Raw genomic sequence first — 20,758 nt, forward strand, 5'->3', positions numbered from 1 at the left:
AGATGGAGCACTCAGCCCTTGTTTGCAAGGGCACCGGGGAGCGGAAGGCACCCGGTCAGCCCTGCGGGCAGCACCAGAAGCGCCCCTGCGCGGTAGAGTCGCGCCGCAAAGTCGGGTGTGTCGGACTTGAGCGTGATGGTCGCGGCAGTCTGGCGGAGGATCGCGGCATCCGGCGGGAGCGCGGCGAGAAACGCCCGCGACGGCAGCATCACCACCGCCGCGGGGGCCGCATCGGAAAACCGCATCACCAGCGCCATGACCGCGACCCAGGCGACGAGGATCACCGGCGCCCAGAGGGCGATGCGCCTAATAATCGTGGACATGCTCCACCATAGCGCCGTTCTCGCGGAGGAAGGCAGCGAGATCGGCGACTTTCATCAGCAGGAGCGAGCGGGTGTCGCCGTAGCCCTGCCGGTCCTTTGCGTAGAGCGCGCCCGGAAGTGGGGCCGCGGCGAGGGCGGTGAGCATGATGTCGTCGTTGCCGGCGATCTCGGTGAACTCCACGCCGCGGGCGGCCATCTCCTTCATCAGCCCGGTCAGCTCGCGGTAGCGCGGGGTTTCGAGCACGAGGCCTTCGGGGCGGGTTTCGACCAGATCCACGCCCGCCAGCCCGGCCACCTGTTCCGGCGTGGCCTGCACCACCATTCGCAGCCGCAGCGCATCGGCCCCCACGCCGGCCACCGCCTGCTCGATCACGCCCGCGTAGGCCGCCTTGGCGGAAAACTCGATACCCAGCGCCAGCCGCCGCTCGTTGTCGCGAGGGGTGCCCTGGGTCGCCGCCGCCTGCTCGGCGATGTCGGCCTTGAAATCCCACTTGTACCACGGGGTCTGCTGGAGAAAGGCCGCATAGTCCCGCGCCTGACGGGCAGAAAGGATATCCAGCGCCGAATGTCCGGGCCCGCGCCGCCAGGTGTAGAAGCGCCCGACGGTCTCTTCGTAGGCGGCCTTCAGCATCAGCTCGGCGGTGAAGCTGACGCCGATGACATAGATCGTCTGCTTGGTCGTCCAGTCGAACCCGCCGTGGGGCGGGGAGGCCTCGGAGAGGGCGCAGAGCGAGCCCCAGAAGCCGCCGACGGCGCGGAGGTAGCCAAAGTCGTGCGGGTCCCCCTCGGTGATGACCTGCGCGTAATCGTCATAGGCATGGACGATGTGCCACTCGGGATAGGTCATCAGGGTGCGGCCCTCGGCGCGGTGCCACTGGGGCGGCAGCAGCGGCGCGTAATCGCCCGCCACCGGGTCGCCGCCCCGGCAGGCGACCTCCACGTAGCCCACCGGCGCCAGCAGGGCGGCGATCAGCAGGGCCGCCACCACCAGCAGCCGTTTGACCCATTTCCAGAGCCAGCGGATCATTTGCGGTCCAGCACGAGGCCGGCGAAGAGGGCAAAGCCGCCCAGGCCGATATGGGGCAGGTTGGCGAGGATCTTGAAGCCGAAGGGCAGGTCGAGCACGCCGTTGGTGAAGATGCCCATGTCGAGGTAGCCCGAGCCGAAGGCCAGCCCCATCGCCCCGTCGGCGAGGTAGAGCGCGCCGAAGACGACGAGAAAGAGCTTGCTGGCCCGGTGCGAGGCGAGCGCCGCGCCCAGCGCCCAGAGGGCGGAGGCGAGGTGCAGCGCGTCGTCGAAGATATCCAGCTCGAAGATGCCGAAGGCGAGGCCCTCGCTGTCGGTGATGCCGGGCACGTAGTTCAGCGCGGCGGCCCCGAGGAGGGCAATGAAGTAGCCGAAGGCGATGAGGCGAAGAAGGGTCATAGCTCCCCCAGGTATGTGTCCCAAAGGTTGTTCCGGAGCAGCAGCCCCGGGTCGATCTCGCGTTTGCGCGCGGCAAATTCGGCGGCGCGGGGGTAGGCCGTGTGCAGCTGGTCGAGCGTGGCGTGGGGCCGGTAGGGCAGGTAATAGGCCCCGCCGATGGCGTTGATGCCCTCGATCAGGGCGCGGGTCATGCGGGCCATGTCGGCCTCGCCGCGCGCTGTCATTTCTTGGGAGAAGCTCATCACCGCGGCGATACGGGGCACGCGGGCGTAGGAGAGCCAGCTTGTCGTGTCGGTATCGACGAACCGCAGGGTGACGTTCAGGAACTCCTGGTAGCTGGCCGGAATCACCGCGCGGCAGACCTGGAGGAAATCGGAGAAGCGGTCGAAGGGCACGAAGTACTCGTGGAGGATGTCGGTGCGGGCCGCGTCGCCATCGTCCAGCGTGACCACGGGCTCGTTCATCAGCGCGTTGCGGTTGGCGGCGCCTGCGAGCATGGGTGCAAAGCGCGACTCGGTCCACCAGCGTGCCCGCTTCATCCGCTCGTTGCCCAGTTGCCAGCGGTAGAGCCGGGCGGCGGCCCGGGAGGTGAAGCCCGAGGCGTATTCGGCGGGCGGGATCTCGGTGCTCTCGGGGTCCGTGCCATAGGTGATGAGCAGCGCCTCGGTGACAAACTCGGCGCGGCCCACGTTGAGGCGGCCATAGGCCATGGGAACATCGGGCGAGTCGACGGCGGCGCGAAAGGCGGGGGCAAAGGCCTCGGCCTCCATGCGCCGGAAGCTCGGCACCAGCCGCTGGTTGGGCACCATATCCACCACCATCTCGGTGATGAGGCCGACGAGGCCGTAGCCGCCCATCGCCATGGCGAAGAGCTCGGCGTTCTCGGTCCGGCTCGCGGTGACCAGCTCGCCATCGGGCAGCACCATCGTCACCTCGCGCACGGTGGAGCCCATCGGGCCATAGGGCACCGGCCAGCCGTGGGCGTTGACCGAGAAGGTCGCGGCGAGGCCGAAATCGGAGTTCGACTGCATCACCGCCGGGCCAAAGCCCGCCGGGTCGAGCGCGGCGATCACCTCGTACCATCGGGCGCCGGCATGGGCGCGGTAGGTTTGCGCCCCGGTGTCGAGCTCGACGAAGGGATTGCGGTAGCTGATCGCCGTGCCCTCGCGCGGAATCGCCTGCCCGCCCATCGAGTGCCGCGCCGCGCCCAGGTTCACCGGGCGGCCCTCCGAGGCGGCCTCCTTCAGCTCGGCCCGGAGCGCGGCGACGAGGCTCTCGCCCGAATCGTCGGTGAGGATGACGTGCTTGGCGACGGGGGTCTCCGAGAGGCCGGAGGCGTCGTTCATCGTGTTGACGCGGCCCTGTGGCGCGATCGACCGGGTGCCGGCAAGCACCGGCACGTCGCTCTTCAGCCACTTCGCGCCCGCCACGCCTGCGGCGGCCCCTGCCCCGAACACCACGGCCCTGCGGCCCAACTTGCCCATCACCTGCCCTCGCTTTTGCGCCATCCTGCCAATGGACGGCGCGCCGGAAAACGGAAAAGCTGCCGGAGCGGCAAGGAGAGGAGGCGACCGTGGCACAAAGGATTCTCTGCTTCGGCGACAGCAACACCCATGGCACGCCCCCGATGGCGGCGCGCGGGCGGCACGAAAGGTTCGGCCGCGACACCCGCTGGCCCTGCGTGATGGCCGCGGCCATGGGCGATGTGGAGCTGATCGAGGAGGGGCTGCCCGGCCGGACCACGCAGCACGACGACCCGGTGATGGGGGCCTTCATGAACGCCCGCCCCGCGCTGCGGATGGCGCTGAGGAGCCACGCGCCGCTCGACCGGCTGGTGGTGATGCTGGGGACAAACGACTGCAAGGCGCGGTTCCAGCCCAGCGCGGAGAAGATCGCGGCGGGGATCGCGGGGCTGCTCGACATCGCCATGAGCGAGGAAGAGGCCGCGCGGCATCCGGGGATGCGGATCACCCTCCTGGCGCCCCCGGCCCCGGTCGAGGCCGGGCCCTTTGCGGCGGAGTTCGCGGGCGCATCACAGCTGCGCCTCGCCCCGGCGCTGGCAGCACTGGCCGGGGTGCGGGGGCTCGACTTTTTCGATGCCGGGTCGGTGATCCCGGTCAGCCCGGTGGACGGCATCCACATCGCGGCGGAGGATCACGTGGTGCTGGGCAAGGCCCTGGCCGCCCATCTCTCCTGACCCTGCCCTGCGGCTCCACGACAGGCAGGATCCCGCAGCGCGACAAGGACAATCAGATTGAAAGGGACAATTTGATCAAAATTGCCCGCACCTGCCTCATCTTCTTGGCCGAAATACCTCGGGGGTGTGGGGGCAGCGCCCCCACCTGCGCGCCGGTGCGGCCCGCGTCAGAGGTCGAATTCGGCGAACACCGGGGCGTGGTCCGAGGGCTTCTCCCAGCCGCGCACCGGGCGGAGGATACGGCTGGAGTGGCCCGCGTTGGCGATGTCGGGCGTGGCCCAGACGTGGTCGAGCCGGCGGCCCTTGTCGGCCTCGTCCCAATCCCGGGCGCGGTAGGACCACCAGCTGTAGAGCAACCCCTCGGGGATGTCCTTGCGGGTGATGTCGACCCATTTGCCCGCGTCCTGCGCGGCGCCCAGCGCCTCGACCTCGACGGGGGTGTGGGAGACGATCTTCAGCAGTTTCTTGTGATCCCAGACGTCATCTTCGCGCGGCGCGATGTTGAGATCGCCGACGAGGATCGCCTTTTCCGGCGCCTCGGCGTGGAAGGCGTCACGCATCTCGGCGAGGTAGTCGAGCTTCTGGCCGAATTTCTCGTTCACCTCGCGGTCGGGCACATCGCCGCCGGCGGGGACGTAGAAGTTGTGGATGGTCACCCCGTTCTCGAGCCGTCCGGCGATGTGGCGGGCATGGCCCAGCTTGGCGTAATCCGCCGCGCCGACCTCCTCGATCGGCAGCTTCGACAGGATCGCCACGCCGTTGTAGCCCTTCTGGCCGCGGGCGACCATGTGGGTGTAGCCGAGCGCCTCGAAGATCTCGACCGGGATCTTGTCGACCGGGCTCTTGCACTCCTGCAAACACAGCACGTCGGGCATTTCCTCGCGCATCAGCCGCGCCACCAGGTCGGCGCGGAGCCGGACCGAGTTGATGTTCCAGGTCGCCAGTGAAAATGCCATGTCCTGCCCCCTTGGCCCGCCTCCGTTGCTCGGCCACGGGATAGACCGGCGGGCGGGCGGATTCCACCCCTTGTCCCGGGTCTCCTGTCACCGCAGCGTGGAGAGCCTCTGTGCCGATCCGACGTTGGGGTTCGTGGCGCCCCGGGTCGGGGCTTGCCCTGACCTACCGGGCGCTTTCGACCCACTCCAGCGCCTCGATCAGCGCGGCCTGAAAGGCCGCCGGGTCCTCGATCTGCGGGATATGGCCCAGCCCTTCGAGCGGCCAGAGGCGGGAGCCTTCGACCAGCGCCGCGAGCCGCTCGCCCTGCGCCAGCGGGGTGGCCGTATCCTCGACGCCCCAGAGGAAGCCGGTGGGCAGGGCAAGACCGCGCCAGCCCTCCTCGGTCACACTCGGCGCCTCTTCGGGACGGGTGAGCAGGGTGGGCAGCCAGTCGGCCATGGCCGCCGTGGTGCCAGTGCGCATCATGGGCGCATTCAGCGTGTCGACATAGGGCGCGGCGCGGTCCTTCACATGCAGGAAGGCCCGGAGCATGGGCTGCATCGCCCAGGGGTTGGTGATGCTGGCGGAGACCGCCAGTTGCCGGACGGCCCCGGAGCGCAGCGGCAGCGGCAGGGGTTTGGCCTGCGCCTCCAGCCCGATGGCGCCGTCGACCACGAGGAAGCCGGCGAAGGCGGAGGAGTCGGCCATGACCGCCTCGGCCCCGGCCCCGGCGCCAAAGCTGTGGGCCACCAGCACCGGGCTTATGCCAAGCGCTTCGGTCAGGGCCAGCACGCGCTGAGCCTGCCTGGCCCGGCCGTAATCGCCCGCCGGATCACGCTCGGACCAGCCCATCGGCGGCATGTCGAAGGCGATGGCGCGGTAACCCTGGGCGGCGAGGGCCACCAGCGTCTCCTCCCAGAAGGCCGACCAGCCGATCGAGCCGTGGATCAGCAGGACGGGCGGGCCATCGCGCGGGCCCATGTCGATCACGTAGAGCGCGCCGAGATCTGTTTGCACCAGTGCGCCGGGCGCGGGGGCCTCGGTGCGGGTCTCGCGCAGGGCGGCCAGCAGGCGGAGGGCCAGCAAAGTCACCAGGACGATCAGAACGACCCATGCGAGCAGCTTGAACAGGAGCTTCAGCCAGCGGCCCACGGGTCACTCCGTGATGGTGATGGGGGTGCCATCGGGCACGAGGGACCAGATCTCGCGCATCTGGGCGTCGGTCACGGCGATGCAGCCGTTGGTCCAGTCCCACACCAGGTGGACGGCGCCGAGCCAGCCCCAGCCGTTGGGAAGCCCGTGAATCATGATGTCGCCGCCCGGGCTCACGCCCGCCTCGGCTGCCCGGGCGCGGTCGGCCTCGTTCGGGTAGGAGATGTGCAGCGAGAGGTGGGCGATGGAATTCGGATTGCGCCAGTCGATCACGTAGTCGCCCGTGGGCGTGCGCTCGTCGCCTTCGCGGCCCTTGTGGCCCTCCGGTGCGGCGCCAAGGCTGATGGCGTAGCTGGCGATCGCCTCGCCGTTGCGCAGCAGGTCGAGGCGGCGCTCGGACTTGTCGACGCGGAGGGCATCGGCCTGCTCGGCCTTCGGGGCCATGTCGGGCGCGGTGCCCGAGCCGACACGGGCCATGGCGGCGGTGTAGCCGGCGAGAAAGAGAGCAAGCGCGGCGAGCGCCACGGCGATCTTGAAAAAACGCTTCATGGGCCGCCGTTTAGCATTTGCCGCGCGTCGGGAGTAGAGCGATGTGCGCCGCCGGGTGCCGCAGGAGATCCTCGGGGCGGGCCCGAGGATGACGGGCAGAGCGCGCGCCGCAGAAAAAAGGCCCGGGCGCAAACCCGGGCCAGTCCAACAGGGAGGTGTGGCCGTAACCCCGGCCACGGGGGATTTTCAGGCGACCAGGCGGTAGCCGCCGCTCTCGGTCACCAGCAGGCGCGCGTTGGAGGGATCGGGCTCGATCTTCTGGCGCAGGCGGTAGATGTGGGTTTCCAGCGTGTGCGTGGTCACGCCCGCGTTGTAGCCCCAGACCTCGTGCAGCAGGATGTCGCGCGGCACCACGCCCTCGCTCGCCCGGTAGAGGAACTTGAGGATGTTGGTCTCTTTCTCGGTGAGGCGGATCTTCTTTTCGGCCTCGTCGACCAGCATCTTCATCGCGGGCTTGAAGGTGTAGGGCCCGAGCTGGAACACGGCATCTTCGCTCTGCTCGTGCTGCCGGAGCTGGGCGCGGATGCGGGCCAGCAGCACCGGAAACTTGAACGGCTTGGTGACATAATCGTTGGCGCCCGCGTCGAGGCCGAGGATGGTGTCGGCGTCGCTGTCCTGGCCGGTGAGCATCAGGATCGGGCATTTTACCCCCTGCTTGCGCATCAGCTTGCACAGTTCGCGGCCGTCGGTATCGGGGAGTGCCACGTCGAGGATGACGAGATCGTAGATCGCGTTCTTGACCTTTTCCATCGCGCCGTGGCCATCGCCGGCCTCGAACACGTCGAAATCCTCGGTCATCACGAGCTGCTCGCTCAGCGCCTCGCGCAGGTCCTCATCGTCGTCGACGAGAAGAATTTTCTTCAGGTTGGCCATGGTAAGCCTCCTTTCTTGCTCTCTCGGAGATGTGAGTGCCACACGAGAGCGACAAGATTTGCTGCAAATCGCTCACGCAACCGTGTGCGGGAGGGCGGAAATGTTTCATATTCCTACGAAAACCCACTAGATGAGCTTGAGTTCCGCCAGAGGTATTCCGCATGAGCCTGCTGCCCACCCCGCAAGAGATGCGCGCCCGCGCAAGGGCCGATCTGCGGCTGGGGCTGCCCGTGGTGATCGTGCAGGGGGGCACGGCCGCGCTTGTCATGGCCGCCGAACAGGCGGCGGGCGAGCGGGTGGCCGGGATGGTGGAGGCCGGGGCCTACCTGGCGATCACCGCGCGCCGCGCCGAAACCCTGAAGGCCCGCGCCTATGACGGCGACATGGCCCGGCTGAAGCTGCCCGCCGAGGGCGCCGCCGCCTGGGCCGCCGCCGTGGCCGACCCGGCGAGCGACCTGGCACAGCCGATGAAGGGCCCCTTCACCGCCCTGCGGGGCACCGACGGCTGCCCCGAGATCGCCCGCGCCGGCCTGCGGCTGGCCAAGGAGGCCCGCGTGTTGCCCGCCGTGCTGGTGGCCCCGCTGACCGGGCCCGCGCCGCAGGGCCTGACCCGGATCGGCACCCAGGCCGACGAGGCGCTGGCGCCCTTTGCCGAGGCCGTCTCGGCCCGGCTGCCGATGCATCTCGCCGGGCGCGGGAAACTGCATGTGTTCCGGCCCGGCGACGGGAGCGAGGAGCACTACGTGGTCGAGGTGGGCCGGCCGGACCGGGAGGCGCCGGTGCTGACCCGGCTGCACTCTGCCTGCTTCACCGGTGACGTGCTGGGCTCGCTGAAGTGCGATTGCGGGCCGCAGCTTCATGCCGCGCTGGCGGCGATGGGCGAGGCCGGCGGCGGGCTGCTGCTGTATCTCAACCAGGAGGGGCGCGGCATCGGGCTGGCCAACAAGATGCGGGCCTACAGCCTTCAGGATCAGGGCTTCGACACCGTCGAGGCCAATCACCGGCTGGGGTTCGAGGATGACGAGCGCGATTTTCGCATCGGCGCGGCGCTGCTGGGCAAGATGGGCGTGGGTCGCGTGCGGCTGATGACCAACAACCCGGCCAAGATCGCGATGATGCAGGCCAAGGGGATCGAGGTGGTGGAGCGCGTGCCGCTGAAGGTGGGGCGGACGGCGGAGAACGCGGGCTACCTCGCCACCAAGGCGGCGAAGTCGGGGCACCTGCTGTGATCTGCGGTGATGCATAGGGTCATGCGGCTCACCCCGCGCGGGCTTCTCTTCGAGGGGCGGCTGATTCCGGCGGTGGTCGGGCGGGGCGGCATCCGGGCCGACAAGCGGGAGGGGGACGGGGCGACGCCGGTGGGGCGGCATCGGATCCTCGCCTGCTACTACCGGCCCGACAGGGTGGCCGCGCCGGCGCCCTGGGCGATTGCCATCGGGCCGCGCGACCTGTGGTCGGATGCGGCGGAGGACGGGCGCTACAACAGCCTCGTCAAGGCGCCCTACGCCGCCAGCCACGAGCGGATGCGCCGGGCCGACCGGCTCTATGACATTGTGCTGACGACCGACTGGAACACGCCCGCCGTACCCGGCGCGGGATCGGCCATCTTCTTGCACCGCTGGCGGAAGCGGTGCCACCCGACCGAGGGCTGCCTGGCCTTTGCGCCCGCCGACATGGCGTGGATCGCCGCCCGGGCCGCGCCGGGCACGCCGCTGCTGGTGCCCGCGCCGGGTTAATCCGGGAGCAGGCCCTCGGCCTTCAGGGCCTCGAGCATCGGGGCGAGCTGGGTCGCATAGGGCTTCCACGCCCCGATGGAGCGGTCGTGGACCGGTTCGCGGACCTGTGCGGCGGAGAGGGTGCGCACATCGCGGGTGGACTTGTGGAACTCCATCACCGCGGGATCCCAGGCAAGGCCGGCAGCGGCGACGACCTGGCGCGCGCCCGCCTCGGGGGCGGCGACAAGCGCCTCGTAGTCCAGCTCGACAAAGCTGCCGGGCGCGGCCTCGCGCCAATGGGCGACCATCCGGCGATAGCAGGCGTAGGCATGGGCAAGATCGGTGAGGCCGTAGGCATAGCGGTGGCGGCCCGCACGGAAGACCTGCCGGTAGATGGAGAAGAGCTGGTCGCGCGGGTCGCGGTGGAGGACGAAGAGCGGGGCGCCGGGCAGGAGCCTGGCGAGCGCGCCGATGTGGCGGTAGGCCTGCAGGGACTTGTCGGTCACGTGGCGGGTGAAGGCGAGCTTGCCGCGCATGGCGCTTTCGAGCGCGGGTGCGAAGGCCTCCGGCGCGAGCGCGCCCGAGATCGCCTGGCGGATGCGGGCGCCGGTCACCGCCATCTCGCCGCCGCCTGTCACCTCGGGGTGGCTGGCCAGCATCTGCTCGACCAGCGTGGTCCCGGCGCGGGGGAGGCCGGTAATGAAGATGGGGCGGAAGCCTTCGGGCAGGCGGGCCTGTGCGGAGGGCAGGCGCTCGGTGGCGGCGATCAGGGCGGCGTCCTCGGCCTCGCGGGCGGCGGGGTCGTAGGGATGGCGCACGCGGATCAGGGCGTTGCCCTCGTCGAGGTAGGTCCAAATCTCGCCGGGCTCCGCGCCCGATTGCTCCAGCGCGCGGGCCAGGGCAAAGCACAGGGAGGCGCGGGAGGGGCCCGAGGTGGTGCCGCTGGCGTGGAGACGGCGCATCTCGTCGATCAGCGGATCGCCGGGGCGGGTGCGATGGGCGGTCATGCGCAGGCGGTAAAGCTCACCGTCGCCGGGCCGCAGCCGCTGGGCGGCGGCGAAGGCGGCCTCTGCCCGGTCGCGGCGTCCGGCGCGCTGCTCGAGCAGGCCGATCTCGACGTGGGGCGCGGGGTTGCCGGGCGCGAGGGCCTGCAGCTCGCGCTGGGCGGCGATCGCGGCCTCGATGCGGCCGCAGTCGGAGAGGACCTCGGCGCGCTCCTTCAGCACGGCAAGCTCCCCGGGGCGGTGCTTGCGGGCGAGATCGAGCGCCCGGAGCGCGGTGCCCAGGTCGCCGGTGCGATGGGTGATCCGGCCGATCTCGTAATGGGCCTCCGCGGTCTGGGGGCGCAGCTCGACGATATCCTCGTAGAGCGCGCAGGCCTCAGTCAGCCGCCCGGCGGCCTGAAGCTGGCGGGCCTGACGGTAGACGGCCGGAATGTCTTCAATTCGAAAGGTGGGCATTGCGCATCTCCACCCCTCCCCAGCTGACGGTAGCCCGTGGCGAAGGCCGCGCGAAACCCTGAACCGAACGGTTTCGTTCACAAAAAAGTTGTTTTGAATCAGTTATGTGCGGGGCCGCACGCTGACCTCCGCCTTCTGTGCGCCACCGCAGGGGATGTGATCACGAAACAGGCGCTTCGCCCATAGATTGAGCGGCGGGCAGTCAGCTCGCCTGGGACACCCGCTCGCCGAAGATCGCGGAGCCGACCCGGATGTGAGTCGCTCCCAGCGCGATGGCGCGCTCGAAATCGGCGCTCATGCCCATCGACAACCCGTCGAGCCCGTTGCGCGCGGCCATCCTGGCCAGCAGCGCGAAATGCAGCGAGGGTTCCTCCTCGACGGGCGGGATGCACATGAGCCCCTTCACCGGCAGCGAGAGCATCCGGCATTCGGCGACGAAGCCATCCACCTCGGAGGGCAGGCAGCCCGCCTTCTGCGGCTCCTCGCCGGTGTTGACCTGGATGAAGAGCTCGGGGCACCGGCCCAGCTCGTCGGCGAGGCGGGCGATGGTGGCGGCGATCTTGCGGCGGTCGACGGTGTGGATGCAGTCGAAAAGCTCCATTGCCACGCGGGCCTTGTTGCTCTGCAACGGGCCGATGAGGTGCAGCTCGATGCCGTCGAACCGCTCGCGGAAGCCGGGCCACTTGCCCTGCGCCTCCTGCACCCGGTTCTCGCCGAACACGCGGTGCCCCTCGGAGAGCACGGCATCCACCCGCGCGTCGGGCTGCACCTTGGAGACGGCGATGAGCTTCACCTCCGCGGGCGTACGACCGGCCTTTGCGGCGGCCTTGGCCACGCGGTCATTTATGTCTGGTAGTGCCAATCCAACACCCCGTGCCTCTCAAGCGCCTCCGTAAGCGGTTTTAGATCATCCGCGTATTTCTCCCAGGCCCGCGCCGAGCTTGTGTACATCGGTTGCCGGACCTGATGGATCGACAGGGTTTTCACGTCGCGTTTCGCCTTGTGGAACTCGAGGCAGGCATCTTCCCAGTCCAGCCCGGCGGCGGCGATGAGCTTGCGGCTTTGCACTTCGGGATCGTTGACCAGCTTCTCATAGGCGATCTCGGTAAAGGCTTCGGGAAGGGTCTTCCGCCAGAACTCCATGGATTCCACGAACTTGCTGTAATAGAGTGCGAGGTTATCCAGATCGTACGCGTAGGTGTGCGTGTTCTCCGCAAAGACGTTCTTGTAAATCGACAGCAACTGATCGCGTGGATCGCGTCGGACCACGATGATACGTGCGTTTGGAACCAGCTCTCGAATCATCCCGATATACCGAAAGTTGGAAATAGTCTTGTCTGTAACCAGTTTGTCAAAGGTTACGCGCTTGCGAAACTCGTGCTCCAGTCGCGCCGGAAAGGCCTCGTACTGTTTATCATTGATACTTAGAGTTTTTCTCCAGTCTTTCGTCTTCTCGTCGCTCATCGCGAGGCGGATCATCTTGGAGAGCACGCCGATCTCGCCCCCACCTTCAACGGAGCTGTGGCTAGCAACGATCTGCTCGACAAGGGTGGTGCCCGAGCGCGGCAGGCCGGTCACGACGATGGGTGCAAAAGACTCGTTGTCAAGCGGCGGCACTTCCTTGCGCCAGACCATCGGTGCCTGAAGATTGAGTATGGAGTCGTAATCGTGGTCAAAACCCGCCTTGTCGAAGGGGAATGTATCGCCAATGATCCGGTTACCCTCCTTAAGGAATTTAAAGACCTTGTTGTACTGTTTGGTGTCTTCCATCGCCTTAGCCAGTGCAAAGCACAGGTCGGAGCGCATTCTGCCTTGAATCTTCGGATTCGAGTAAGCCTCCATCATCTCACGGATCACCGGCTCGCCCGCTTTCACCTTCTTGCCCTGCAGCCAAGCTCGGTAGGCAACGCCATTGCCCGGTAAGATGCGGAGAGCTTTGCGAAAGTGTTTCTCGGCCTCGTCAAACTGCCCAAGCCGCTGCAATAGCAAGGCGATATCCATCTGGCTGTCGTAGTCTCGCGTATTGAGCTTGGCTAGCTCGAGAAAGGCCCGCAGCGCCTCTTCGGTATCGCCTGCCTCAGATAGGGTCTGGGCAAGCTCGCGTAGCACAACTGGCTCTTTTCCCTTTATCTGAAGTGCACGGTTGAGCGCGGCAACGGCGACTTTGAAGTCACGAACCTCGCGTGCAATGCGCCCGATCTGATAGTGTGCCTCGGCTGTCTGAGGTCTGACAGCAACGATTTCGTTATAGATCTGGTGTGCCTCTCTAAGCCTGCCTGAAGTGTGCAGCTTGAGCGCCCGCTGATACTCCTTCGGGATGTCCTTGATTGCAAAACTCGCCATCGACTGCCTGCCATCGTTTCCGCTTCGGGTCCGCCCCTAGCTAGCGGATTTCATGTGAAGACTGAATCCCAAAAAGAAAAGAGCGGGCAAACGCCCGCTCTTCCCAAACTGTATTCGACTGGCTCAGAAGGCCATCGACAGACCCAGCGACCAGCTGTCGACGGTGTCGCCGCCAACATCGCTGTAGTCGGAAGAACCGTACCCGGCCAGAACCGAAGCGCCGCCGCCGAGGTCGTAGCCAGCGGACAGGCCCCAACCGGTAAGCTCGGCGCCGTCGAGATCGAACACGCCGTAGTTCATGTGCACCGAGAAGGCATCGACAGTGTAACCAAGACCGATAGCGGTGTGGGTCACGTCGGCGTCGGTACCATCGATCGAGAAGTCGGTGAAGGTGAAGCCAGCGGTGAAGCCAGAATCCAGGGTCACGGTCGCGCCGAGAGCCAGAGCCGACACTTTGACCGCGGGGACCGCCGGCGACGGCACGATGGACGTGAGGATATTGTCCACGATCACGTCGGCGTTGGTGATGTCAGCTTCCTGATAACCAAGACCGAGGGCCAGGTCAGCACCGCCGAGGTCGGTCGAGTACTTGAAGCCGATGGCGTAGCCGGTCTCACGGCTGGTCTGGTAGGTGTCGTCCATCTCGAGCGAGATGGCCACGCCGAAGTCACCGAAGGTGTTGTCGTAGCGGACGATCTGGCCGTCGTAGGCGCCATCAAGCCAGTTGCCGTTGTAACCAACGTGGCCGGTCTCGGCGTCGTTGATCGAACCGGGGTTGCCGATGTTGCCGGCGTCGGTGATGGCCCAGTCAAGAGCGCCGTCGGTGTCACCCATGGTGACGGTGCCGAACGAGCCGGAGATGAAGACCGTGGTGCCGTTGTCGTCGGTCACGTCAGTGCCGGCTGCGGTTTCGTCGATGTCAACCGAGGCACCGAAGGTCAGGCCACCGTCGGTTTCGCCCGACATGGTGAAGGTGACGTCGATATCCTGGAAGAACTGGGTTTCGACGCCAGTGCCGCCGTAGATGCCCATCTCGGCGGAGCCGGTGACGGTGACTTCTGCCGACGCGGCGCCAGCGAAGGCGACCAGCGCGGTCGAAGTGAGAAGAACCTTTTTCATCGTGTTTCCCTCGTTATCAAAGGTCAGCCCAACGCGGGGAATCCACATTGGGTATGGCAGGGTGTTTCGCTCTTTCGCCGTTTGATTGCAATGATGGCGGAAAGGCCGTGCCGGGACTCTGCGGGATATGGTGCATGTCTGCCACAGTGATCTCCCCTGCCCTTCAGGGCAAAAAGCCTTGTCGGGCTGGGGCCGCTCGGATAGACAAGCAAAAAAGGGCGAGAGGGGCAGTTTTAGATGACCTTCCAGAAGGGACTGCGCGCAGCAGGTTTGACGGCACTTGTGCTGACGCTGACGGCGTGCGGCGTGAGCGGACGGCTGGGCAACAGCCTTGGCGGCAGCTCCGGCGGGTCGAGCACCATCCGCAATGCGCCCCGTCAGGTCGAGACCGATGCCGCGGGCCGCGAGCTCTACAAGGGCAAGGTGCGCCAGTCGACGATCTGGGACCTCTTTGGCAACAACAACGACCCCAACATCACCGTTGAGGTGAACAAGTACATCTGGCGCGCGTCGCTGGAGGTGCTGAACTTCATGCCGATCCAGACGGTCGACCCCTTCACCGGTGTCATCATCTATGGCTACGGCGTACCGCCGGGCGGCGGGCGGCCCTATCGCGCCACCGTCTACGTGCAGGACCCGGCGCTCGATGCGCGCTCGCTCAAGGTGGCGCTGCAGACGCGCTCCGGCCCGGCCAATGCCGACACCGTGCGCGCCGTGGAGGATGCCATTCTCACCCGCGCCCGCCAGCTCCGCATCCAGGACGGCAAGCTCTAGAGGCAGAGGGCGCACGCCGCGCCTCTGCCCTGCCCCTACCCGCTGGACCCTGCGCCGCGCCCGCCGTAAACACGCCGGGACCATTCGTATTGCCGCAGGACAGCCATGACCCGCTTCACCCCGTCCGAGATCGAGCCGCGCTGGCAGAAGGCCTGGGACGATGCCCAGACCTTTGTTGCGACCCGCGACGAGAGCCGCCCCAAGTATTACGTGCTCGAGATGTTCCCCTACCCCTCGGGGCGGATCCACATGGGCCACGTGCGCAACTACTCGCTGGGCGACGTGGTGGCGCGCTACAAGCGGGCGCGCGGGTTCAACGTGCTGCACCCGATGGGCTTTGACGCCTTCGGGATGCCCGCCGAGAACGCCGCGATGAACTCCAACGGCCATCCGAAGGACTGGACCTACGGCAACATCGACACGATGGTCGCGCAGATGAAGCCGCTGGGCTTTTCGCTGGACTGGACCCGGATGTTTGCCACCTGCGACGTGGAATATTACGGCCAGCAGCAGGCGCTGTTCCTCGACATGCTGGAGGCGGGCTTCGTGACCCGCCGCAATGCCACGGTCAACTGGGACCCGGTCGACATGACCGTTCTGGCCAACGAGCAGGTGATCGACGGCAAGGGCTGGCGCTCGGGCGCCGAGGTGGAGCGGCGCGAGCTGACTCAGTGGTTCTTCAAGATTTCCGACATGTCGGAAGAGCTGCTGGAGGCGCTGGACGGGCTCGAGGACTGGCCCGAGAAGGTGCGGCTGATGCAGTCCAACTGGATCGGCAAGAGCCGTGGCCTGCAGTTTGCCTTCGAGCGGGTGGGCGGCGGCGATCCGGTGACAGTATATACCACCCGGCCCGACACGCTGATGGGCGCGAGCTTTGTCGGCATTTCGCCCGATCATCCGCTCGCCCGTGAGCTGGCGGAGAGCGACGCGCAGGTCGCCGCCTTCCGCGCCGAATGCGCCAAGGGCGGCACCACGGCCGAAGAGCTTGAAACGGCGGAGAAAAAGGGCTTCGACACCGGGCTCAAGGTCAAGCACCCCCTGGACCCGTCATGGGAGCTGCCGGTCTGGATCGCCAACTTCATCCTGATGGACTACGGCACCGGCGCGATCTTCGGTTGCCCGGCCCATGACGAACGCGACTACGAGTTCGCCACCAAGTACGGCCTGCCGATCACCTACACCTTCGCCCCCGCCGAGGGCGCGCTGGACGAGAGCGCGGCCTATACGCCCGCCAAGAGCGAGACGGTGCGCTTCATCAAGCCGGTCGCCGGGGACGAGATGCAGAGCGGCGAGGCGGGCGTGGCCACGGCCATCGCCCGCGCCGAATCCGAGGGTTGGGGCGAGGGGGTGACCAAGTTTCGCCTCCGCGACTGGGGCCTGAGCCGTCAGCGCTACTGGGGCTGCCCAATTCCGGTGGTGCATTGCGACGCCTGCGGCGTGGTGCCGGAGAAGAAGGAGAACCTGCCGATCGAGCTGCCCTATGACGTGTCCTTCGACGTGCCGGGCAACCCGCTGGACCGCCACCCGACATGGCGCGATTGCGACTGCCCGAAGTGCGGCAGCGCGGCCAAGCGCGAGACCGACACGATGGACACCTTCGTCGATTCGTCGTGGTATTTTGCCCGCTTCACCGCGCCCCGCGCCGACACGCCCACGGTGGCGGCGGATGCGGAGTACTGGATGAACGTCGATCAATATGTTGGCGGCATCGAGCACGCGATCCTGCACCTGCTCTACTCGCGCTTCTTTGCCCGCGCGATGGCCGCCACCGGCCACCTGCCGGAAAAGAGCAAGGAGCCGTTCAATGCGCTGTTCACGCAGGGCATGGTGACCCATGCGATCTACCAGACGCGGGACGAGAACGGCCGCCCGGTCTATCATTACCCCGAGGACGTGGTGGTGGGCGAGGGCGGCGCGGCGCTGAAGGACGGCACGGCGGTGGAGGTCATCCCCTCCGCCAAGATGTCGAAGTCCAAGAACAACGTGGTCGACCCGCTGAACATCATCGAGAGCTACGGCGCCGATACCGCGCGCTGGTTCGTGCTGTCCGACAGCCCGCCGGAGCGGGACGTGGAGTGGACGGCCTCGGGCGCGGAGGCGGCGAACCGGCACCTGGCGCGGGTCTGGCGCCTGGCGGGCGAGATCGCGGGCGACGAGACGGCGGCGAACGGCGAGGACGAAGCGCTGATGAAGGCGCTGCACCGCACCATCGCGGATGTGACCGAGGGGGTGGAGAGCTTTGCCTTCAACACCTCGATCGCCAGGCTCTACGCCTTCACCAACACGCTCTCCAAGTCGGGGGCGGGCGCTGCGGCGAAGAAGGAGGCGATGGCCACGATGGCGCAGCTCATGGCCCCGATGACCCCGCACCTGGCCGAGGAGGTCTGGCACATGCTGGGCCGCGAGGGGCTGGTGGCCGAGGCCGCGTGGCCCGAGGCCGACCCTGCCCTGCTGGTCGAAGACACGGTGACCCTGCCGATCCAGGTGAACGGCAAGCGCCGGGCAGAGATCAGCGTGCCGAAGGACATGGACAAGGCGGAGGTTGAAAAGCGCGCGCTGGCGGAGGAGGCTGTGATCCGGGCGCTCGATGGTGCTGCCCCGAAAAAGGTGATCGTGGTGCCGGGACGGATTGTGAATGTGGTGGCGTAGCGCCCTCTTCGGCGGGCTCGCCCTGCTGGGCGCCTGCGGCTTCGCCCCGCTCTACGGCCCCGGCGGCCCCGGCGAGACCTTGCACGGGCAGGTCGAGATCGCAGAGCCGACGACCGAGAACGAGTTCGATTTTGTCTCCCGGCTCGAAACCCGGCTGGGCCGCACCGCCGCCGGGCCGATGCGGCTCGACTATGCCATCACCACCCGCCGCGAGGGGCTGGCGATCACCGCCGACCAGGAGACCCAGCGCTACAACATCCTCGGCGAGGTGCGCTACCAGGTCACCGACACCACCACCAACGTGGTGCTCTCGACCGGCCGGACCCACAGCTTTACCAGCTATTCGGCCACCGGCACTACCGTGGCCACCACCACCGCCGCCCGCGACGCCGAGGCGCGGCTGATGGTGATTCTGGCCGACCAGGCGGTGACGCACCTGCTGGCCACCGCCGAGAGCTTTCTGCCGTGAGGGCGCGATGAAGCTCTCGACCCGTGACGCCAACGCCTTCTTCGACAAGCCCGTACCGGGGCCGGGGATCCTGATCTCGGGCGACGATGCCATGCGGGTGGCGCTGAAGCGGCAGGACCTGCTGAAGGCGCTGGTCGGCCCCAAGGGCGAGGAGGAGATGCGGCTCACCCGGCTGTCGGGGGCGGAGCTGCGCGGCGATCCGGCGGCCCTGCTCGACGCGGTGCGCGGGGCCTCCTTCTTTCCCGGCCCGCGCGCGGTGCATGTGGAGGGCGCGACCGACGGGCTGACCGAGCTGTTTGCCACCGCCCTGGCCGAGTGGCAGGAGGGCGACGGAATGGTGGTGGCCACGGCGGGCGCGCTGAAGGCCTCCAGCAAGCTGCGCAAGCTCTTCGAGAAGGACCCCCGCGCCCGTTTCGCCGCCATCTACGACGACCCGCCGGGCCCCGGCGAGATCAAGGACAGGATGGGCGCGGCGGGGCTGACGAATGTGGAGCACGGGGCGATGGAGGCGCTGGTGGCGCTGGCCTCGCACATCGACCCGGGCGACCTGCGGCAGTTCATCGAGAAGCTGGCGCTTTACAAGCTGGGCGACGCCACGCCGCTCTCGGAGGCCGAGGTGGCCGCGCTCGCCCCCGCCACCACCGAGGCCGGGGTGGACGAGCTGCTCAACGCCGCCGCCGAGGCCCGGCGCGACCAGATCGGCCCGCTGATGCGGCGGCTGGAGGGGCAGGGCGTGAACCCGACGACGCTCTGCATCATGGCCGGCATGCACTTTCGGACGCTGCATGTGGCGGCCGCCAACCCCGGCGGCCCGGCGCAGGGCATTGCCGCGATGCGCCCGCCGGTCTTTGGCCCCCGGCGCGACCGGATGATCCGGCAGGCCCAGGCCTGGGGGCTGCACCGGCTGGAGAAGGCCCTGGCGCTCCTGCTGGACACCGACCTCGCCCTGCGCTCCGCCGGGCAGACCGCGCCGCAGATGGCGCAGGTTGAACGGGCGATGATCCGGCTGGCGATGATGCCCCGCTAGCGGCTCTTCGGGCTGAGGGCGCAGGCGTGACCTGGGTTTCGCCGAAAGAGAGATGAGCCTCCGGCGGGGATACTTGCGGCAAGAAAATGGGCCGGGCCTGCGCCTCAGGCGTGGCCCGCGTCGCCGCTCAGGAGGCGGGGGTCCACCCCGAGGGACCGGAGCGCCTTGGTCCATTTGTCGCCATCGCCGGTGCCGAAGACGATCTCGGGCGTCGCATCGCAGGTAAGCCAGCCGTTGCGGGTGATTTCGCCCTCGAGCTGGCCCGGACCCCAGCCGGAATAGCCCAGCGCGAGGATCGCGTGGCGCGGGCCGGTGCCGCGGGCCATGTCCTCGAGAATATCGACCGTGGAGGTCATTCCGAAGCTCGGGCTGACCTCGAGCGTGGCCCCCTCGCTGCGGTAGTCGGTGGAGTGCAGCACGAATCCCCGGCTGTGCTCGACCGGCCCGCCAACGTGGATGGGCGTGCGCGCGCGGGCGGGCGGCAGCGTGATGCCGCTGGCGATGTCGAGCTGTTTCAGCAGGTCGGAGAAGGTGAGGTCGTCGGCGGTGCGGTTGACGATCAGCCCCATCGCCGCCTCGTCGGAATAGGCGCAGATATAGATCACGGCCCGCTCGAATCGCGGATCGCCCATGCCGGGCATGGCGATCAGAAGCTTGCCGGTGAGGTCCATGTTCTGCGACTGGGTGTTTGGCATGTCTCAATGATGGGGCGCGGCGGAGCGCGGTGCAAGCGGGAGGTGCGGCAGGGCGGCCACGGCGCGGTGGCTATCGCCCAAACGTGATTTCACCGGAGCCCTGTCACGCCTATTCTCCGCCGTCATGAAGATCTTCCTTGCCGCGCTGCTTTCGCTCGCCCTCCTCGCGCCCGCCACCGCGGGCACCTATGGCCTGACCCCCGGCGAGGTGGTGCGGGCCGAGGTGCTGCCCGGCTGGGTCACGCCGCGCGGCACGCGGATGGCGGCGCTGCGGCTCACGCTCGCGCCGGGGTGGAAGACCTACTGGCGCGCGCCGGGCGAGACCGGCATTCCGCCAAGCTTCGACTGGACCGGCTCGCGGAACCTGGCGCGGGTCACGCTGCACTGGCCCTCGCCGCGGGTCTTTGACGAGGGCGGGGTGAGGACCATCGGCTACAAGCACGAGCTGGTGCTGCCGATCGAGATCACCCCGGCCACGCCAGGCGCGCCGGTGGAGCTGGTGGCCAATGTGGACCTCGGCGTCTGCGAGCACATCTGCGTGCCGGCCTCGCTCTCCTTCACCGCCGCGCTGGCGGGCAAGGGCGCACCCGATCCGGCGATCGACGCGGCGCTGAAGGCGCGGCCGATCTCCGCCCGCGAGGCGGGGCTATCGGGGGTGACCTGCGTGGTGGACCCGATCTCGGACGGGGTGCGGGTGACCGCGCGCATCCCTTCGGAGCGGATCGGCGGGCGCACGGTGGCGGTGATCGAGCCGGGCAACCCGCGGGTCTGGGCCTCGGAAACCGAGACCCGGCGGGAGGGCCCTGCCCTGCTGGCCAGCGCCGACCTGGTGCCGCCGAAGGGGCAGGTCATGGCCCTTTCGCGCAAGACCCTGCGGGTGACCCTGATGGGCGAGGGCCGTGCCATCGACATCCAGGGCTGCCCCTCGCCCTGAGCCTGCCGGGCTTGACCCGACTCGCCCTTGCCTCTAGGTGACCCGCACCACAGGGAGACCCCGACATGAGCCATTTCCTCGCAGCCTTCGCCGCTTCCGCGTTCTGCTCCGAGGTATC

21 protein-coding genes are annotated in these 20,758 nt (G+C 68.0%); 8 read left to right on the plus strand and 13 right to left on the minus strand.

What is annotated here, in order from left to right; all coding sequences use genetic code 11:
* Positions 1-11: 11 nt before the first annotated feature.
* The 4 genes from BUR94_RS15980 to BUR94_RS15995 are packed head-to-tail and all read right to left on the minus strand — an operon-like array spanning position 12 to position 3,256.
* Positions 12-323 (minus strand): hypothetical protein, encoded by a 312-nt coding sequence (locus BUR94_RS15980; RefSeq protein ID WP_245794499.1) that lies wholly within the window; start codon positions 321-323, stop codon positions 12-14.
* Positions 307-1,350 carry a hypothetical protein gene (locus BUR94_RS15985; RefSeq protein WP_342745210.1) on the minus strand — a complete coding sequence of 348 codons (1,044 nt, stop codon included), beginning with the start codon at positions 1,348-1,350 and terminating at the stop codon, positions 307-309. Before BUR94_RS15985 ends, BUR94_RS15980 begins: the two co-directional genes overlap by 17 nt.
* Positions 1,347-1,748: a hypothetical protein gene (locus tag BUR94_RS15990; RefSeq protein ID WP_074257166.1), complete on the minus strand. Its 402-nt coding sequence runs from the start codon at positions 1,746-1,748 to the stop codon at positions 1,347-1,349. Before BUR94_RS15990 ends, BUR94_RS15985 begins: the two co-directional genes overlap by 4 nt.
* Positions 1,745-3,256 (minus strand): FAD-binding oxidoreductase, encoded by a 1,512-nt coding sequence (locus BUR94_RS15995; protein ID WP_245794501.1) that lies wholly within the window; start codon positions 3,254-3,256, stop codon positions 1,745-1,747. The genes BUR94_RS15990 and BUR94_RS15995 overlap by 4 nt, the downstream gene beginning before the upstream one ends.
* Before the next feature lie 65 nt (positions 3,257-3,321).
* Between BUR94_RS15995 and BUR94_RS16000 the strand changes: the two genes are divergently transcribed.
* Positions 3,322-3,945 carry a GDSL-type esterase/lipase family protein gene (locus BUR94_RS16000; protein WP_074257168.1) on the plus strand — a complete coding sequence of 208 codons (624 nt, stop codon included), beginning with the start codon at positions 3,322-3,324 and terminating at the stop codon, positions 3,943-3,945.
* A 167-nt stretch (positions 3,946-4,112) separates the two neighbouring features.
* On the opposite strand, the gene BUR94_RS16005 is transcribed toward BUR94_RS16000, so the two are convergent.
* From BUR94_RS16005 to BUR94_RS16020, 4 genes are all read right to left on the minus strand, one after another.
* Entirely contained in the window at positions 4,113-4,901 is a 789-nt protein-coding gene (locus tag BUR94_RS16005) for an exodeoxyribonuclease III (protein WP_074257169.1), read from the minus strand.
* A 163-nt stretch (positions 4,902-5,064) separates the two neighbouring features.
* Positions 5,065-6,033 carry an alpha/beta fold hydrolase gene (locus BUR94_RS16010; RefSeq protein WP_084193068.1) on the minus strand — a complete coding sequence of 323 codons (969 nt, stop codon included), beginning with the start codon at positions 6,031-6,033 and terminating at the stop codon, positions 5,065-5,067.
* Between the two features lie 3 nt (positions 6,034-6,036).
* Positions 6,037-6,582, minus strand: a complete 546-nt coding sequence (locus tag BUR94_RS16015; protein WP_074257170.1) for a L,D-transpeptidase family protein — start codon at positions 6,580-6,582, stop codon at positions 6,037-6,039.
* Positions 6,583-6,768: 186 nt separating this feature from the next.
* Positions 6,769-7,455, minus strand: coding sequence for a response regulator transcription factor (locus BUR94_RS16020; protein WP_074257171.1), 687 nt, complete (start codon positions 7,453-7,455; stop codon positions 6,769-6,771).
* 161 nt (positions 7,456-7,616) lie between these two features.
* Here BUR94_RS16020 and ribA point away from each other — a divergent pair, with 161 nt between their 5' ends.
* Both ribA and BUR94_RS16030 read left to right on the plus strand, forming a co-directional pair.
* Positions 7,617-8,684 carry a GTP cyclohydrolase II gene (gene ribA, locus BUR94_RS16025; protein ID WP_074257172.1) on the plus strand — a complete coding sequence of 356 codons (1,068 nt, stop codon included), beginning with the start codon at positions 7,617-7,619 and terminating at the stop codon, positions 8,682-8,684.
* A gap of 9 nt (positions 8,685-8,693) precedes the next feature.
* On the plus strand, positions 8,694-9,191 hold the full coding sequence (locus BUR94_RS16030; protein ID WP_245794503.1) for a L,D-transpeptidase family protein: 498 nt from the start codon (positions 8,694-8,696) through the stop codon (positions 9,189-9,191).
* Here BUR94_RS16030 and BUR94_RS16035 read toward each other — a convergent pair.
* The 4 genes from BUR94_RS16035 to BUR94_RS16050 form a co-directional block, all read right to left on the minus strand.
* The gene (locus BUR94_RS16035) at positions 9,188-10,630 is read right to left on the minus strand and encodes a tetratricopeptide repeat-containing sulfotransferase family protein (protein WP_074257174.1); all 1,443 of its coding nucleotides are present in this window, start codon (positions 10,628-10,630) and stop codon (positions 9,188-9,190) included. The two genes, BUR94_RS16030 and BUR94_RS16035, sit on opposite strands and share 4 nt — an antisense overlap.
* A 202-nt stretch (positions 10,631-10,832) precedes the next feature.
* The gene (locus BUR94_RS16040) at positions 10,833-11,492 is read right to left on the minus strand and encodes a YggS family pyridoxal phosphate-dependent enzyme (RefSeq protein ID WP_074257175.1); all 660 of its coding nucleotides are present in this window, start codon (positions 11,490-11,492) and stop codon (positions 10,833-10,835) included.
* A complete protein-coding gene (locus BUR94_RS16045) occupies positions 11,474-12,973 on the minus strand; it encodes a tetratricopeptide repeat-containing sulfotransferase family protein (protein ID WP_074257176.1) in 1,500 nt (499 codons plus the stop codon). Before BUR94_RS16045 ends, BUR94_RS16040 begins: the two co-directional genes overlap by 19 nt.
* Before the next feature lie 123 nt (positions 12,974-13,096).
* Positions 13,097-14,092 carry a porin gene (locus BUR94_RS16050; RefSeq protein WP_074257177.1) on the minus strand — a complete coding sequence of 332 codons (996 nt, stop codon included), beginning with the start codon at positions 14,090-14,092 and terminating at the stop codon, positions 13,097-13,099.
* Between the two features lie 237 nt (positions 14,093-14,329).
* Here BUR94_RS16050 and BUR94_RS16055 point away from each other — a divergent pair, with 237 nt between their 5' ends.
* From BUR94_RS16055 to holA, 4 genes are all read left to right on the plus strand, one after another.
* On the plus strand, positions 14,330-14,866 hold the full coding sequence (locus BUR94_RS16055) for a DUF3576 domain-containing protein (protein WP_074257178.1): 537 nt from the start codon (positions 14,330-14,332) through the stop codon (positions 14,864-14,866).
* A gap of 105 nt (positions 14,867-14,971) precedes the next feature.
* Positions 14,972-17,515, plus strand: a complete 2,544-nt coding sequence (gene leuS, locus BUR94_RS16060; protein ID WP_074257179.1) for a leucine--tRNA ligase — start codon at positions 14,972-14,974, stop codon at positions 17,513-17,515.
* Entirely contained in the window at positions 17,502-17,984 is a 483-nt protein-coding gene (lptE, locus tag BUR94_RS16065) for an LPS assembly lipoprotein LptE (RefSeq protein ID WP_074257180.1), read from the plus strand. Before leuS ends, lptE begins: the two co-directional genes overlap by 14 nt.
* A gap of 7 nt (positions 17,985-17,991) precedes the next feature.
* Positions 17,992-19,011 (plus strand): DNA polymerase III subunit delta, encoded by a 1,020-nt coding sequence (gene holA / locus BUR94_RS16070; RefSeq protein ID WP_074257181.1) that lies wholly within the window; start codon positions 17,992-17,994, stop codon positions 19,009-19,011.
* Positions 19,012-19,115: 104 nt separating this feature from the next.
* Here holA and BUR94_RS16075 read toward each other — a convergent pair whose 3' ends face one another.
* Positions 19,116-19,706: a YqgE/AlgH family protein gene (locus BUR94_RS16075; protein WP_074257182.1), complete on the minus strand. Its 591-nt coding sequence runs from the start codon at positions 19,704-19,706 to the stop codon at positions 19,116-19,118.
* Positions 19,707-19,830: 124 nt separating this feature from the next.
* Here BUR94_RS16075 and BUR94_RS16080 point away from each other — a divergent pair, with 124 nt between their 5' ends.
* A complete protein-coding gene (locus tag BUR94_RS16080) occupies positions 19,831-20,640 on the plus strand; it encodes a protein-disulfide reductase DsbD domain-containing protein (protein WP_074257183.1) in 810 nt (269 codons plus the stop codon).
* Positions 20,641-20,758 lie beyond the last annotated feature (118 nt).

The organism is Vannielia litorea, from assembly GCF_900142295.1.
Classification (GTDB): Bacteria; Pseudomonadota; Alphaproteobacteria; order Rhodobacterales; family Rhodobacteraceae; genus Vannielia; species Vannielia litorea.